This is a genomic window from Exiguobacterium sp. s125, assembly GCF_018618605.1.
GTDB classification, from domain to species: domain Bacteria; phylum Bacillota; class Bacilli; order Exiguobacteriales; family Exiguobacteriaceae; genus Exiguobacterium_A; species Exiguobacterium_A oxidotolerans.
On sequence record NZ_JACSMI010000001.1, the window covers coordinates 555,815 to 571,849 of the forward strand.

A 16,035-nucleotide genomic window follows, 5' to 3' on the forward strand; every position below is an offset into this window, starting at 1 on the left:
TCTTATGTAAGCTAGGATAGGATACGAAAGTTGTCTGAAAATATACTGGGGTTTAGAGAAAGGACAATGTAGCATGGTTAAGAAAGGAAAACTAGCCACGTTCTTCATTATCGTCGCCGCATTACTCATCTTGATCGGCACGACGTCGACATGGCTCTTGAAAGACACGAAACTCGGTCTTGATTTAAAGGGCGGGTTCGAAGTGTTGTATGAAGTTCAACCCTTAAAAGAGGGGGATGTCATCGATGATACAGCGATGAGCGCGACGTTGACGGCAATCGAAAACCGTGTCAACGTTCTCGGTGTATCGGAGCCGGACATCCGAATCGAAGGGAAAGACCGGATTCGTGTACAACTCGCGGGTGTCAAAAACCAAAGCGAAGCACGTCAGATTCTATCTTCGACAGCCGAGTTATCATTCCGTGATATCGACGATAAGCTGTTGCTTGACGGATCGGATTTAAAGGCGAAGGGTGCGAAAGTCGGATATGATCCGAATACGAACGAACCACTCGTCGAATTAACATTGAAATCAAAAGAGAAGTTCTATGAAGTGACACAACAGATTTCGCAAAAACAAGCGCCGGATAATCGTCTCGTTATTTGGCTTGATTATGCGAAAGGTGACACGTACGAAAAAGAGATTCAAAAAGAAAATTCGAAAATTGTATCTGATGCGTCAGTCAATCAGCCAATCAACTCGGATAAAGCAATCATCTCGGGTGGCGATATCGACGCCGAGTACGGAAAACAATTGTCATCCATTTTAAATGCTGGGGCATTACCGGTTAAGCTTGATGAAATCTACTCGACATCAGTGTCGGCGGCATTCGGGAAAGATGCGCTTGATCAAACATTATTTGCATCAATGATCGGTGTTGCGGCAGTCTTCTTATTCATGTTGCTGTTCTACCGTGTATCTGGTTTCGTCTCAATCATCACGTTGTTGTTCTATATTTACCTCGTCATGATCTTCTTCAACGGAATCAATGCCGTCTTGACCTTACCGGGTATCGCGGCACTCGTCCTTGGAGTCGGGATGGCGGTCGATGCGAACATCATCACTGCAGAGCGGATTAAAGATGAGCTACGTAGTGGGAAATCTGTTTTGTCGGCATTCAAAGCCGGGAATCGCCGTTCATTCGGAACGATTTTAGATGCGAACTTAACGACGCTGATTTCAGCAGGTGTCCTCTATTACTTCGGAACGAGTACCGTCAAAGGGTTTGCGATCATGTTGATGGTTTCGATTGCCGTCACGTTCATCACGAACGTCTTCATCTCTCGTTACTTGATGCAACTTCTTGTCAGTAGCCGTTGGTTTGATAAGAAAAAATCATGGTTTGGCGTAAAGGAGAGTGAAATTCGTGAACTTTAATCCTACGAAATTCGATTATGTAAAACATCGCAAAGTCTACTTCACGATCACAATCGCTTTAGTTCTCCTGTCGGTTCTGTTGCTTTCATTCCGAGGCTTGAATCTCGGGATTGACTTCACGGAAGGGACACGTGTCGAAATTTCTTCGGAAAATCAAATCGAGGAAAGTGAAGTCCGGTCCGTCATTGAAGAAGCGGGAATCGACGCAAAAGAAATCGACGGGATTCAGTTCGCGCAAGGCGGTACGCTCGCGAACGTCACGTTCGTCGGTGAGTTCAGTCAAGAACAAGTCGCGGAAATGAACAAAACGATTGAAGCGAAATATGATAAAGCACCAAGTATTTCAACGGTCTCCCCACAAGTGGGTCGTGAGATCGCCCGAAATGCGATGTACGCTGTCTTGCTCGCTTCAATCGGAATTGTCATCTATGTCTCGTTCCGTTTCCAACCGACGTATGGAATCGCGACAGTGCTTGCTTTGCTCCATGATGCCTTGATGATCATCGCGTTCTTCTCACTCTTCCAAATCGAAGTCAACCTGTACTTCATCGCCGCCGTCCTGACGATTATCGGGTACTCGGTCAATGATACGATCGTGACGTTCGACAGGGTGCGTGAAAATTTAGGGCGTGCTGAAAAAGGCGGCAGAACCGTTTCGTTTGATGAATTATGCGACGTCGTCAACGAATCGATTCAGCAAACGATCATCCGTTCAATCAATACGGTCGTGACCGTCATCATGACGGCTGCCGCCCTCTATATTTTCGGAAGTGAAGCGATTCGTGGTTTCAGTCTTGCCTTGCTTGTCGGTTTGTTCATGGGGATGTATTCATCGATCTTCATCGCTGCGCAACTTTGGCTCGTCATGAAAAAACGCACATTAAAACAACCAAAACAAGCTTCATGAAGACAATCCGCGTTGGGTATCCCTGACGCGGGTTTTGTCTTATAATGGGGAAGTTGATTGGAGGGATTGGATGTATCATTCAAAAAAAACATGGCTCGACAAAGCAGTCGATCCGCTAAAAATAGACGAGCTGGTCGCGCAAGCGTCCGTCTCACCGAACGTAGCCCGTCTGCTAGTCCAGCGTGGTCTCGAGACGCCGGCTCAGGCAACGGCCTTTTTAGAAGCAGGACAAATGCCGTTCCACGATCCATTCCTGTTTCAGGATATGGAAAAAGTCGTCGCACGGATTAAAGAAGCTGCCGATCAAGGTGAAATGATTTTAATTTATGGGGATTATGATGTCGATGGTGTCAGTTCGGCTGCGATTTTGTGGCATGCGTTAACTGAAATCGGGGCAATGGCAGAATGTTATATCCCGAACCGGTTCACGGAAGGCTACGGACCGAATGAAGCGGCCTTCCGCTGGGCGGTCGAAGAAGGATTCGGATTAATCATCACGGTCGACTGCGGGATTTCAGGTATCAAGGAAGCAGCCGTCTTAAAAGAGTTAGGTGTCGACCTCATCATCACCGATCACCATGAGGCGAAAGAAGTTCTCCCGGACGCCTATGCGATGATTCACCCGGGTGTCGATCGCAACTATCCGTTCTCAAAACTCGCTGGGGCAGGTGTTGCCTTTAAAGTCGCACACGCACTGCTCGAACGTGTCCCGACGGAGTTGCTTGACCTCGCCGTGCTCGGAACGATTGCCGACTTAGTACCGCTCGTCGATGAGAACCGGTTGCTTGCGACAAAAGGAATTGAAGCGTTGAATGGAAGTGAGCGTCCCGGCATCTTGGCACTACGCCAAGTCTGTAGTTTGACGGAAGACGAACTGACGGAAGAATCGGTCGGGTTCGCATTCGGTCCCCGGATCAATGCGGCCGGTCGACTCGATTCCGCGATGCCGGCACTTGAGATGTTACTTGCTGAGACACTCGAGGAAGCCGTCGTACTTGCGAACCAGCTCGACCAACAAAATAAACAACGGCAAGACATCGTCAAACAAATCGCGGAAGAAGCGACAGCACTTGTCGAAGAAAAATATCTAGAAGACCGTGTGCTTGTTGTTGACGCGGACAACTGGAACCCGGGTGTCGTCGGCATCGTCGCCTCACGACTCGTCGAGAAATATCACCGTCCGGTCATCATGCTTTGTCATGATGCGGAGAAGGGGACGGCGAAAGGGTCTGGTCGCTCGATTGCAGCCTTCGATTTATTTGCCGAGTTGACGCTATGTGAAGACATCTTACCGCATTTCGGTGGACACCCGGCAGCTGCCGGCATGACACTCTCGTCGGATGACGTCGTCACGTTACGTGAACGCTTGAATGCACAGGCTGCCAAACTACCGGATGAAGCCTTCATCGCGACGATTGAGATCGACTTGCGGCTATGCGTCTCTGACGTTTCAATCGGATTGATTGAGGAAATTGGTCGCTTAGCTCCGTTCGGTATGGGGAATCCGGCACCACGGATCGTCATCGAAGACGCTAAAATTCGGGACATGAAACGGATCGGCCGTGATTTGACCCATTTGAAGGCGCTCTTATCGGATGGAACGTCAGAGTTAGACGGGATTGGTTTCGGTTTCGGTGACGCGGTAGACGAAATTTCACTACTCGCTGAAGTCTCCTTGATGGGGAGTCTGAACATCAATGAGTGGAATGGTTTTCGGAAGCCGCAATTGATGATTCAAGATTTGGCTGTCGCCGATTATCAATTATTTGATTACCGCGGTGGGAAAAAACCATTAACGGACATTTTTGAGTTGCCCCAAGAACAGACGACGCTCGTTGCATTTTCGGACGAGACAAAACAAAAATATGCCGAGCGTCCGCTGAATGGAGCGATTCATGAAAATGTTGTGTTCCTCGACTTACCGGAGACGGAAGAAGCATTCTTACCGTACTTGAAACAGGCGGAGCGGATTTATTGTGCGTTTAAGGATGAAGGGTACTACTTCGAGGCGATTCCGTCGCGTGAAGACTTCAAGCATTACTTTAATTACTTCGCAAAATGTCCACGCGAAGAGTTGCGAATCGGACTCGTTCGTTTGTCGAAAACAAGAAAATGGTCGAAACGTTCGATTAACTTTATGCATTCAGTGTTTTCGGAACTCGATTTTCTTGTTACAATGGAGGACGGGCTACCGGGTGTGAACCCTGACGCTGAAAAACGAGATTTGACGGAGGCCGCGACGTACAAGCGTCATGAAGAACGTCAACGTCTCGAGCAACAATACATTTATTCGTCACTCGCTCAGTTGAAAGAGCGTTTTGATACTTTAGTGGAAGCGGCGAAGCAGGAGGAAATGACATGGAGTTCAAACAGCATATAAAAGAGGTCGAGAACTGGCCGAAAGAAGGAATCAGCTTTAAAGACATCACATCATTGATGGAAAACGGTCCGGCTTACAAACAATCGGTCGATGCACTCGTCGATTACGCACGCAAGCAAGGGGCAGACGTTATCGCAGGACCGGAAGCACGTGGATTCGTCGTCGGTTGCCCTGCGGCATACGCGATGGAAATCGGTTTTGTTCCCGTTCGTAAAGAAGGCAAGCTCCCTCGTGAGACAGTCCGTGTCGAGTATGGTCTTGAGTACGGCAAAGATGTCTTGACGATGCACCATGATGCAATCAAACCAGGGCAACGTGTTGTCATCCTGGATGATTTGCTTGCGACAGGCGGGACGATTGAAGCAACGATCAAAATGATTGAACAACTTGGTGGTACGGTTGCCGGAATCGGGTTCTTGATTGAATTGGATGGACTTGGTGGACGTGAAAAATTAGCAGGTTACGATATTTTGTCATTGATTCGCTACGAAGACTAATGACAGGAATACTCTCCCGACGAACTTGTCGGGGGGGTATTTCTTTTTATTTTGACATCTTATAAAGATTTCACGATAATAGGAGATATATATTAGGGATTTAGGCGGAAGCAATCCCGGGGACTGGGTGAGGAAAAGGGATGACAAATAAACAAATCGTAAACGTAGAAGACCTTCTCGCTCGATGTGCGGAATACATGACTGTGGCAGAAGTGAACGATATTGAACGTGCCTACCAATTCGCAAAAGACGAGCATGATGGACAATTTCGTCGATCGGGTGAACCTTATATCATTCACCCGGTACAAGTTGCCGGGATTCTTGTCGACATCGGACTCGATGCCACGACGATTGTCGCAGCGCTTCTTCATGACGTCGTAGAAGATACAGACATTACGCTTGAAGAGTTGACGGAACGCTTTGGACCGGACGTCGCGATGCTCGTTGATGGTGTGACGAAACTCGGGAAAATTAAATATAAATCCAAACGTGAAGAGTTAGCAGAGAATCACCGGAAGATGTTCATTGCGATGGCAGAAGACATTCGTGTCATCTTGATTAAGCTTGCTGACCGTCTGCATAACATGCGGACCTTGCAACACATGGTCAAAGAAAAGCAAGTTCAAAAAGCGGAAGAAACACTCGAAATTTTCGCGCCGCTTGCACACCGTCTCGGGATTTCGACGATTAAATGGGAGCTTGAAGACATCAGCCTCCGATACATCAATCCACAGCAATATTACCGGATCGTCTCGATGATGAAACAAAAACGAACGGAACGTGAAGCGCTCGTTAATTCCGTCATCGGAGAGGTCAATGAAGTGTTGGATGAAGTACAGATTGCTGCTGAGGTCGACGGTCGTCCAAAACACATTTACTCGATCTATAATAAAATGCAAAACTCGAAAAAAGAGTTCAGTGAAATTTATGATTTAATGGCAGTCCGAATCATCGTGGATTCAATCAAAGATTGTTACGCGGTCCTTGGTATCATTCATACGCAATACAAACCGATGCCGGGTCGATTCAAAGATTACATCGCGATGCCGAAACCGAACATGTACCAGTCGCTGCATACGACCGTCATCGGACCGAAAGGGGAGCCGCTCGAAGTTCAAATTCGGACACGGGACATGCACTTCATCGCCGAGTACGGAATCGCCGCACACTGGGCGTACAAGGAAGGAAAAGAGCAAGAGGCGAAATCGGGCTTCGAAGACAAGATTGCTCATTTCCGTGAGATCCTGGAGTTACAAAAAGATACAGCGGACGCGGAAGAGTTCATGGAATCCGTCAAAGTCGATTTCTTTAGTGATATGTTGTACGTCTTTACACCAAAGGGCGACGTCATCGAGCTACCGAAGGGCTCTGTCCCGATCGATTATGCTTACCGTATTCATACGGAGATCGGACACCGGACGATTGGTGCGAAGGTCAACGGACGGATGGTTCCAATCGATTATAAATTGAAAACGGGCGATATCATTGAAATCGTTACGTCGAAGCATAGTTACGGTCCAAGTAAGGACTGGTTAAAAATCTGTGTCTCGAGTCAAGCGAAAAATAAAATCCGTCAATGGTTCAAACGGCAACAGCGCGAAGAAAATGTCCTTAAAGGGCGCGAATTGATTGAAGCAGAAGTTAAAAAACTTGGTTTTGAACCGAAGGAAGTCATCACGGATAAAACACTCGAAGACGTCACGCGGAAGTTCAACTTCGGTCAAGAAGAAGACATGTACGCCGCAGTCGGTTACCATGGCTTGACGGCTGCCCAAGTCGCTCACAAATTGACGGAAAAGTTACGCAAAGATAAAGAATCTAAAAATCTTGAGTTGAATGACGCCATCAGTGAGATGAAAACATTTGACCGTCCGAAAAAACAAAATCCAGAAGGTGTGCGTGTCAAAGGCATCGACAATATGCTCGTCCGGATGAGTCGCTGTTGTAGCCCGGTTCCCGGGGACGACATCGTCGGTTATATTACGCGTGGACGCGGAGTGTCGATTCACCGTTCGGATTGCCTGAATGTTTTGAATGAACAAAATCCGGAACGCTTGCTCGAAGTCGAGTGGGAGCATGAAGGAAAAACGGTCAAGAGTTATAACGTCGAAATCGAAATCTCGGGGTACGACCGTGCGGGTCTACTCAATGAAGTATTGCAGTCTGTTTCAGCAACAAACACGAACATCGTTGCCGTCAGCGGTAAAGGCGATGACAGCAAACAAGCGAAGATTTCGATGACGATCGCGATCAATAACGTCAATCACTTACAAAAGGTCGTTGACCGGATTAAACAAATCTCAGACGTGTATGCAGTCCATCGCGTCATGATGACGTAAGGAGCGGATAGGATGAGAGTCGTTTTACAACGCGTCAAAGAAGCGAGCGTGACGGTCGACGAATCAATCATCGGTCAAATCGAACGGGGATTTTTATTGCTCGTCGGTGTCACGCATGAGGATACGCTCGATCAAGTCAATTGGTTAGCAGATAAAATTGCCGGGCTACGCGTGTTCGAGGATGAGGAAGAACGGATGAATCGTTCACTCGATGATGTCGATGGGAAGATTTTATCCGTCTCCCAGTTCACCTTATACGGAGACGTCAAAAAAGGGCGGCGTCCGGCATTTACCGAAGCCGCGAAGCCGGATCTTGCAAATGAACTTTATGAAGCTTTTAATACACGGCTTCGCTCGAACGGTGTAACGGTCGAAACGGGACAGTTCGGTGCGATGATGGATATTGCCCTCATCAATGACGGACCGGTCACGTTAATTTTAGAAAAGTGACCAAAGTCTTGACAGGACTTCGGGAACGATGCAATATAAATGGTAATAGAACGATTATAGAACCGATGACGAAGAGGAGTAGTCCAAGACCTCGTCTGCTTAGAGAGTCGCCCCTTGGCTGAAAGGGTGATCAGATGAATTGGGTGAAAGACCCTTCCGAGGTATTTTCCTGAACACTGCAGTAGGGAAAATCGTAAGCAGGCGTTAACTGCACCGAGTGGCTGAATTTTTTCAGCAACCAGGGTGGTACCACGGGATCTTCAAGTTCTCGTCCCTTTGCGGACGAGGACTTTTTTGTATTCACTTATAAGGAGGAATTAAGATGAAATTACCACGCGGTACGTTCGATATCCTTCCAGGGACGGTTGAGCGCTGGCAGTATATCGAAAATCAATTACGTGAGATCAGTAAACGATACAACTATAAAGAAATTCGGACACCGATCTTTGAAGAAACAGAACTCTTCAAACGGGGTGTCGGAGAAACGACCGACATCGTTCAAAAAGAAATGTTCATGCTCGAAAAACGCGGAAAAGATCAATTTACGCTTCGTCCGGAAGGGACGGCAGCGGTCGTACGTTCATTCGTGACGAACAAACTGTACGGAGCACCGAACCAGCCGACGAAATTGTTCTACATCGGACCGATGTTCCGTTATGAACGTCCGCAAGCAGGACGTTTCCGTCAGCTCCACCAGTACGGCGTCGAAGCACTCGGCAGTGAAGAACCGGCAATCGATGCAGAAGTCATCAGTCTCGCAATGAGCATCTATCGGTCATTCGGTCTGAAACAATTAAAACTCGTCATCAACTCGCTTGGTGATAGCGAAAGTCGTGCCGCACACCGCGAAGCACTCGTCAATCACTTCAAGCCGGTCGCACACGAGCTTTGTCAAGATTGTCAAAACCGTTTAGAAGCGAACCCGTTGCGTGTCCTTGACTGTAAAGTCGACCGGAACCACCCGAGTATGGCGACGGCACCATCGATTCTCGATTTCTTGAACGCGTCATCGAAAGATTACTTCGATCAAGTCTTGTCACACCTCGATGCGTTAGGGATTGAATATGTCATCGATCCAACACTCGTCCGTGGTCTTGACTATTACAATCACACGTCATTTGAAATCATGTCCGAGGCAGAAGGTTTCGGTGCGATTACGACGCTTTGCGGCGGTGGACGGTATAACGGTCTCGTCGAACAAATCGGTGGACCTGCGACACCGGGGATTGGGTTCGGAATCGGAATCGAGCGTCTCTTGATGGCACTTGAGAATGAACAAGTCCTGCCGGAAATCGACGAGGCAATCGATGTCTTCATCGTCGCCCAAGGCAACGAAGAAGTCGAAAAAACGGCGACACGTCTTCTCCAATTGATGCGTCTCGAAGGACTCACGGCAGATCGTGATTATCTTGGTCGTAAATTTAAGGGGCAATTCAAGGCAGCAGACCGGATGAAGGCGCGGTATACGGTCATACTCGGTGATGAAGAAGTTGAACGTGGTGCCGCAGCGTTAAAAAATATGGAGACAGGCGAACAGACAGATGTTCCCTTGTCGGCGGTCGCAGATACGATCGTCGCAAAATTAAAGGAGGCAGCACAATGATCGGACGCACACATATGAATGGACACGTGACGGAAGATGTCATCGGACAATCCGTCCAGCTAAAAGGATGGGTTCAAAAACGACGTGACCTCGGGGGCTTGATTTTCCTCGATCTTCGCGACCGGACAGGAATCGTCCAAGTCGTCTTCCAACCGGAAAACGAACAGGCACACCGCTTAGCAGAATCGATTCGTTCCGAGTACGTGCTTGATATTAAAGGGAAAGTCGTCCAACGCGAAAATCCGAACCCGAACATGCCGACGGGGCTCGTTGAAGTCGTTGCGGACGAAGTCGTCATTTTGAACGCTTCAAAAATGACGCCATTTCCAATCAGTGAAGAAGCAGAGCAAACGTCAGAAGATCTTCGTTTGAAGTATCGCTACCTTGATTTACGTCGTCCGTCGCTCCAAGAGACATTCCGCCTCCGTTCGAAAGCGTCGAACATCATGCGGAACTTCCTCGACGAACAGGACTTCCTCGAAGTCGAAACACCGATTTTGACGAAGTCGACACCGGAAGGCGCGCGTGACTATCTCGTACCAAGCCGTGTCCACCCAGGTGAATTCTATGCTTTGCCACAATCACCACAGTTGTTTAAACAGTTACTGATGGTATCTGGTTTTGAACGCTACTTCCAAATCGCACGTTGTTTCCGTGACGAAGACTTACGGGCAGACCGTCAGCCGGAGTTCACACAAGTCGATATCGAAACGAGCTTCATGGACGTGGAAGACTTGTATGCGATGATGGAGTCGATGATGACACGTGTCATGAAAGAGACACTCGGAAAAGACATCGTGACACCATTCCCACGGATGCCATACGCAGAAGCGATGAGCCGGTTCGGTTCGGACAAGCCGGATACACGCTTCGGTCTCGAACTGATCGATGTTGCGGAAGCCGTCAAAGGGGCGGGCTTTAAAGTCTTCGACATGGCACTTGAAGCCGGTGGCGAAGTCAAAGCATTGAACGTCAAAGGGGCGGCAGACAACTTCTCGCGGAAAGACATCGATAAATTACAAGAGTTCACGGCCATTTACGGCGCGAAAGGTCTCGCCTGGGTCAAAGTGACTCCGGACGGCTTAAACGGACCAATTGCCAAATTCTTTGATGAAGTAGCGGCTGCCCGTCTTATCGCTGCGACGGAAGCAGAAACAGGCGACTTACTCGTCTTCGTCGCAGCAAAAGCGTCAATCGTTGCCGACAGCCTCGGCGCACTGCGTCAAAAACTGGCGAAAGAACTTGGTTTGATTGACGAAACGGTCTTTAACTTCCTGTGGGTGACGGACTTCCCGCTCGTGACATTCGAAGAAGAAGACGGTCGTTTCTATGCGAACCACCATCCATTCACGATGCCACGCCGCGAAGATCTTGATAAACTCGAAACGGACCCGGGCAGCGTCCTTGCCGTCGCCTATGACCTTGTCTTGAACGGATATGAGTTAGGTGGCGGATCGCAACGGATTTATGAGCGCGATATCCAAGAGCGGATGTTCAAATTACTTGGTTTCACGGAAGAAGAGGCGAACGAACAGTTCGGATTCTTGATGGAAGCATTTGAATACGGCACACCACCGCATGCTGGAATTGCACTCGGACTTGACCGCTTGATCATGTTACTCGCGGGACGGACAAACTTACGCGATACGATCGCTTTCCCGAAAACGGCGTCGGCGAGCGACTTATTGACTGCAGCACCGAGCCCGGTCTCGGACGCACAATTAAATGAGTTGTCAATCCGGACGGCTGTCAAACAATAATCATCACAACAGACTTTCTTCCTCTTTTGGAAGGGAGTCTGTTTCTTTTAGTTGAATTGGTTTTGACTAATTCAAGATTCTGATTTCCGTAAGAGTGATTGGAAGAATAGGAGGGGACAGCAATGGAACGGAGTTTTTTTGAACGATCGCCGCTTGAGGTCGGCAAAGACTTGATTGGAAGTGTGCTGACGGTTGATGACGTCACGATGCGAATCGTCGAGGTCGAAGCGTATCTCGGACCGTACGATCAAGCTGCACATTCTTACAGTGGCCGCCCGACGAAACGGACGGCACCGATGTTCGGTGAAGCGGGGCATCTCTATGTCTACTTCACCTATGGCATGCATCATTGCTTAAATTTCGTCTGTGGAGACGTCGGACAAGGGTATGCCGTTTTACTGCGTGGGGCGGAAATCATCTCAGGTCATGAGATCATCGCCTACCGTCGATTTAATAGATCGTATCACGAACTGACAAAAGCCCAACTCAAAAACTTAGTCAACGGACCGGCGAAGCTTTGTCAGGCCTTCGGGTTAACGACTGCTGAGTCGGGAGAAGATTTGTATCAAGAACGTTTCCGGCTCGTTGCGGGTCAAGCCGGACAAATCATCGAGACGACACGAGTCGGGATTCCGAATGCCGGTGAAGCGACACACTATCCGTGGCGGTTTTATGAAGAGGAAAGTCTTGGTGTCAGTAAAAAATGACAACAAAAAAGACGCGAGGGACGATGAAGTCCGTCGCGTCTTGACGTTTTATTTAGGGGTGTTCGTCGTTTTTTTAGATTGTTGTTGTTTATAAAACTTATAGACGATTGGTCCAACTGTCGTCGCGAGCGTGATTAACGTTCTTAATTTTCCTTTTTTAGCCATCTGCCTGTCACTCCTTACACCGTTTTGTATTAATTATATTCCACGAAAACAAAAAGCTGAAACCTTTTCGGCATATTGCAGAGTAGGCGAATCACGAAATCCTTGAGATGATGAAACTAGACGAGTGGAGAGGAGACGAGATGATGAGTGGAATCGTATGGTACCGTGCTGATTTACGTGTCGATGATCACGAAGCCTTAGCACAGGCACGGCAGGCACATTCGACGGTCAAAGCTGTTTTTGTTCAACAACCGTTAAATACGAGACGATTTGAACGGGGACATGCGCAACTGAAATTTGAGCGTGAAACATTACAGACGCTTCAGGAAGAGTTAGGACGACTCGGAATCGAGTTAACGATTTTAACCGGGGACGTCAGCGAACAGTTGGGACGGTTTATGAAGCCGGGAGACGTCGTTTATTTTCATCGAATGACAGGGTATTACGAGTTAATTGATGAGCAGGCAGTGCTTGCACAATTCACGGCACGCATCTATGAAACACAGACGTTGTACCGCCGTGAACAAATCGGTAGCGATAAATTGGCGCATGTCTTTTCGGCCTTTCGAAAGAAAGTCGAGCGGTCGGGTCATTTTGAACAACCAATCGCGCTTGAATACCCTACGGCTGCTATTACGTTACCCGCTTATGACTCAGATGCTGCGTTTCCCTTTGAAGGAGGCGAGATGACGGGGAAAGCAAGATTAAAAGCGTATTTGGAAGGACCCGTTTTTACGTATAAGGAAACACGGAATGGTTTCGGTCGGGATGATTCCTCCAAATTATCGGCCTGGTTAGCGAACGGTTCCTTATCCCCACGCCGGGTCATGGCAGAACTTCAAAACGCGGAAAGACGCCATGGTGCTAATGAATCGACATACTGGTTGTATTTCGAGTTACTTTGGCGCGACTTTTTTCATTTCACGATGCGTGAGACAAAGAACCGATTATTTCTTGCACACGGATTAGGAGAAGGGAGTAAAGTCTGGTCGACGGACGAGTCAATCATTTCGATGTGGATCGAAGGACGAACCGGGCAACCGTTCGTAGATGCCTTTATGCATGAATTTCGAGAAACAGGATGGATGTCGAATCGTGGGCGGCAAATTACTGCGAGTTATTTGATTCATGAGCTTGGGCAGGACTGGCGCGTCGGGGCGTCATACTTTGAAAGCCAACTGATCGATTATGACGTCGCTTCAAATTACGGTAACTGGGCTTATATCGCAGGTGTCGGAAACGCGACTCGAATTCCACGCTTCAATCCTACTTTTCAGCAGCAAATGTATGATCCGACAGGCGCCTTCACGAAGCGTTGGACATCACGCTGAGCCGTTAAAAAAATATCATTTTTTTAGAAGCAGATTGAGTTGCAATTCGGTTAGGGGAATGCTATATTAAATGCAACAGATGGGGTTCCTGAGATGTACGAGAGCCGCCTTTTATCTTTGAGCCACTCTTTTTTGATAGGGAGTTTGACGTTCCAACTAGTAGTACATGCCTCGTAACACAGCAGGAGGACGTACGAATAGGAATCGGATAAGACACCCACCTGCACAGCAGGTTCAAAAATAAGGTATCGACACGGCACTTCGGGTCCCATCGTCTTTTTATTAAAATTAAAAAACGTTTTAAAAAAGACACGTCGCATGACGTTTTTTTTTATGATATAATTCCGAGTAAAACAGTATGAGAATTGTGAGGTTAGAGAAATGTTGCATCAATTTTCACGTAATGAATTAGCAATCGGTAAGACGGGACTTGAAGCATTGGCATCAAAGTCTGTCGCTATCTTAGGAATTGGCGGCGTCGGATCGTTTTCAGCAGAAGCACTGGCACGGAGTGGTGTCGGACGATTGATTCTCGTCGATAAAGATGACATCGATATCACGAACGTCAACCGGCAAATCCATGCCTTGCTCCCGACCGTCGGACAGCCGAAAGTCGATGCGATGGCTGATCGTTTGATGTTGATTAATCCCGACATTGAAATCGTCCGTCTGAAGATGTTTTACAATGAAGAAACGTACGAATCCTTTTTTGAACAACAACCGGACTATGTCATCGATGCATCAGATACTGTCTCGTTCAAGATTCATTTAATTAAAGAGTGTAAACGACGAAACATTCCAATCATCTCGAGTATGGGGATGGCAAATAAAATGGATCCGACACGGATTAAGATCGTTGACATCAAAGACACGACATATGATCCGTTAGCGAAAGTCATTCGGACACGTTTACGCAAGGAAGGGATCCATAAAGGGGTTCCTGTCGTCTTCTCGGATGAACCACCTGTCAAAATCATCGAAGAAGTGCGTCAAGTCGTCGGAAATGACGAAGCGGTTATTCGAAAAGCGAAGATGCCCCCAAGTTCGAACGCATTCGTTCCATCAGTCGGTGGTTTGATTGCAGCAAGTCACGTCATCAATGAGATCGTTCGCGAAGCAGGCGTTACGATTGAACGCGTCCGTTAAAAAAAGCGACCACTTCGGTCGCTTTTTCGCATCTTGAATGGTTACGGCTGTTTTTTCCAAAACTCGAGTCGGGCTTGGAGTTGTTTCTCAAAACCACGTGGACTCGGCTCGTAAAAGACCGGTTTCGTCCGCGCTAAGTTTTCCGGCCAATAGCTTTGTTTCACGTAAGCATGAGGAAACTGGTGCGGGTATTGATAAGCGACACCACTTCCGAGTGCTTCTGCACCGGGATGATGGGCGTCACGAAGATGCGGTGGGACCGGTCCACCGTCCGAACGTCGTACGAGAGCGAGCGCCTTGTCGATTGCTGTGATGACGGTATTTGATTTAGGTGCCGTCGCCAAATACAATACGGTTTCAGCGAGCGGAATCCGTGCTTCCGGAAAACCAACGTATTCACACGCGCGAGCACAAGCGTCGACAATCAACAGGGCTTGTGGATCCGATAGCCCGATGTCTTCTGCGGCATGGACGTACAATCGTCTGACGATGAAGCGAGGACTTTCGCCCGCTTCAATCATGACGGCGAGCCAATATAATGCTGCGTCGGGATCGGATCCACGGATTGATTTAATGAAAGCCGAGATGACATCATAATGGCGGTCGCCGTCTTTATCGTATTTCAATGCTTTTTGCTGAATCGATTCTTCCGCGACGGCGAGGTCAATCGTGATTTCACCGTCGACTTCCGGAGTCGTCAAGACGGCGAGCTCGAGTGCATTTAGCAAGGCGCGATAGTCGCCGTCGGATAGTTTAACGTAATGATCAATCGCTTCTTCTGTAATCGAAATCGGATATTTTCCGAGACCGCGGTCTTTATCAGCTAACGTTCGGTTAAGCACGACACGTAAATCGTCTGCCGTCGGTGGTTCGAACCGAAAGACGGTCGCCCGAGAGAGTAAAGCGGCGTTGACCTCGAAGCTTGGATTTTCCGTCGTCGCCCCGATTAAAGTGATCGTACCTGCTTCAAGAGCGGGGAGCAACGCGTCTTGCTGCATTTTATTAAAACGATGGATTTCATCTAAAAAGAGAATTGTTTTTTGATCATCAAACTGTAAACGAGACTCCGCCGCCTTTAAGACGTCGCGTAATTGATCGAGTTTTGCGGTGACGGCATTCAACTGTTCAAAAGCCGACTTCGTGTAACTCGAGATGACGCGTGCGAGTGTCGTTTTCCCTGTTCCCGGTGGACCATAAAAAATGACCGTCCCGAGCCGATCGGCAAGGATAGCGCGACGTAAGAGGGTCGTCTCTCCAATTAAATGCCGTTGGCCAACGATTTCGTCCAGTGACTGAGGACGCATCCGGTTGGCGAGCGGTCCAGCAGGATATTTTGATTCAAATAAATTAGCCATAGGTAGCGTTCCTTCTT

The 16,035-nt window shown here is 48.1% G+C and carries 10 protein-coding genes, 1 other RNA gene, 1 pseudogene and 1 other annotated feature; of the genes and pseudogenes, 11 read left to right on the forward strand and 1 reads right to left on the reverse strand.

Annotation, left to right across the window (positions count from 1 at the left end):
- The first annotated feature begins 73 nt into the window (after nt 1-73).
- The 11 genes and pseudogenes from secD (at nt 74) to KNQ05_RS02720 (ending at nt 14,663) form a co-directional block, all read left to right on the forward strand.
- Nucleotides 74-2,285, forward strand: a pseudogene (secD, locus tag KNQ05_RS15650) (protein translocase subunit SecD).
- Nucleotides 2,286-2,355: 70 nt separating this feature from the next.
- On the forward strand, nt 2,356-4,665 hold the full coding sequence (gene recJ, locus KNQ05_RS02675; protein WP_088837521.1) for a single-stranded-DNA-specific exonuclease RecJ: 2,310 nt from the start codon (nt 2,356-2,358) through the stop codon (nt 4,663-4,665).
- A complete protein-coding gene (locus KNQ05_RS02680) occupies nt 4,644-5,162 on the forward strand; it encodes an adenine phosphoribosyltransferase (protein ID WP_029331033.1) in 519 nt (172 codons plus the stop codon). The genes recJ and KNQ05_RS02680 overlap by 22 nt, the downstream gene beginning before the upstream one ends.
- A gap of 140 nt (nt 5,163-5,302) precedes the next feature.
- Nucleotides 5,303-7,501: a RelA/SpoT family protein gene (locus KNQ05_RS02685; RefSeq protein WP_088837520.1), complete on the forward strand. Its 2,199-nt coding sequence runs from the start codon at nt 5,303-5,305 to the stop codon at nt 7,499-7,501.
- A gap of 12 nt (nt 7,502-7,513) precedes the next feature.
- Entirely contained in the window at nt 7,514-7,951 is a 438-nt protein-coding gene (gene dtd / locus KNQ05_RS02690) for a D-aminoacyl-tRNA deacylase (RefSeq protein ID WP_214766476.1), read from the forward strand.
- A 56-nt stretch (nt 7,952-8,007) separates the two neighbouring features.
- Nucleotides 8,008-8,230, forward strand: a binding site (T-box leader).
- A 43-nt stretch (nt 8,231-8,273) separates the two neighbouring features.
- The gene (hisS, locus tag KNQ05_RS02695) at nt 8,274-9,554 is read left to right on the forward strand and encodes a histidine--tRNA ligase (RefSeq protein ID WP_251132449.1); all 1,281 of its coding nucleotides are present in this window, start codon (nt 8,274-8,276) and stop codon (nt 9,552-9,554) included.
- Complete coding sequence (gene aspS, locus KNQ05_RS02700) at nt 9,551-11,314, forward strand: aspartate--tRNA ligase (protein WP_088837517.1); 1,764 nt, start codon at nt 9,551-9,553, stop codon at nt 11,312-11,314. The genes hisS and aspS overlap by 4 nt, the downstream gene beginning before the upstream one ends.
- A 122-nt stretch (nt 11,315-11,436) precedes the next feature.
- Nucleotides 11,437-12,021: a DNA-3-methyladenine glycosylase gene (locus KNQ05_RS02705; protein WP_214804392.1), complete on the forward strand. Its 585-nt coding sequence runs from the start codon at nt 11,437-11,439 to the stop codon at nt 12,019-12,021.
- A 308-nt stretch (nt 12,022-12,329) separates the two neighbouring features.
- Nucleotides 12,330-13,517: a DASH family cryptochrome gene (locus KNQ05_RS02710; RefSeq protein WP_214766472.1), complete on the forward strand. Its 1,188-nt coding sequence runs from the start codon at nt 12,330-12,332 to the stop codon at nt 13,515-13,517.
- 82 nt (nt 13,518-13,599) lie between these two features.
- A non-coding RNA gene (gene ssrS, locus KNQ05_RS02715) (6S RNA) lies at nt 13,600-13,789 on the forward strand.
- Between the two features lie 109 nt (nt 13,790-13,898).
- Nucleotides 13,899-14,663: a tRNA threonylcarbamoyladenosine dehydratase gene (locus KNQ05_RS02720; RefSeq protein ID WP_088837514.1), complete on the forward strand. Its 765-nt coding sequence runs from the start codon at nt 13,899-13,901 to the stop codon at nt 14,661-14,663.
- Between the two features lie 41 nt (nt 14,664-14,704).
- Here the strand turns inward: KNQ05_RS02720 and KNQ05_RS02725 are convergent, their stop codons facing one another.
- On the reverse strand, nt 14,705-16,018 hold the full coding sequence (locus KNQ05_RS02725; protein ID WP_088837513.1) for a replication-associated recombination protein A: 1,314 nt from the start codon (nt 16,016-16,018) through the stop codon (nt 14,705-14,707).
- Nucleotides 16,019-16,035 lie beyond the last annotated feature (17 nt).

Bases quoted from the DNA above. Each gene is read 5' to 3' on its own strand.
- recJ (WP_088837521.1), top strand. From the start codon at position 2,356: ATGTATCATTCAAAAAAAACATGGCTCGACAAAGCAGTCGATCCGCTA.
- KNQ05_RS02680 (WP_029331033.1), top strand. From the start codon at position 4,644: ATGGAGTTCAAACAGCATATAAAAGAGGTCGAGAACTGGCCGAAAGAA.
- KNQ05_RS02685 (WP_088837520.1), top strand. From the start codon at position 5,303: ATGACAAATAAACAAATCGTAAACGTAGAAGACCTTCTCGCTCGATGT.
- dtd (WP_214766476.1), top strand. From the start codon at position 7,514: ATGAGAGTCGTTTTACAACGCGTCAAAGAAGCGAGCGTGACGGTCGAC.
- hisS (WP_251132449.1), top strand. From the start codon at position 8,274: ATGAAATTACCACGCGGTACGTTCGATATCCTTCCAGGGACGGTTGAG.
- aspS (WP_088837517.1), top strand. From the start codon at position 9,551: ATGATCGGACGCACACATATGAATGGACACGTGACGGAAGATGTCATC.
- KNQ05_RS02705 (WP_214804392.1), top strand. From the start codon at position 11,437: ATGGAACGGAGTTTTTTTGAACGATCGCCGCTTGAGGTCGGCAAAGAC.
- KNQ05_RS02710 (WP_214766472.1), top strand. From the start codon at position 12,330: ATGAGTGGAATCGTATGGTACCGTGCTGATTTACGTGTCGATGATCAC.
- KNQ05_RS02720 (WP_088837514.1), top strand. From the start codon at position 13,899: ATGTTGCATCAATTTTCACGTAATGAATTAGCAATCGGTAAGACGGGA.
- KNQ05_RS02725 (WP_088837513.1), bottom strand. From the start codon at position 16,018: ATGGCTAATTTATTTGAATCAAAATATCCTGCTGGACCGCTCGCCAAC.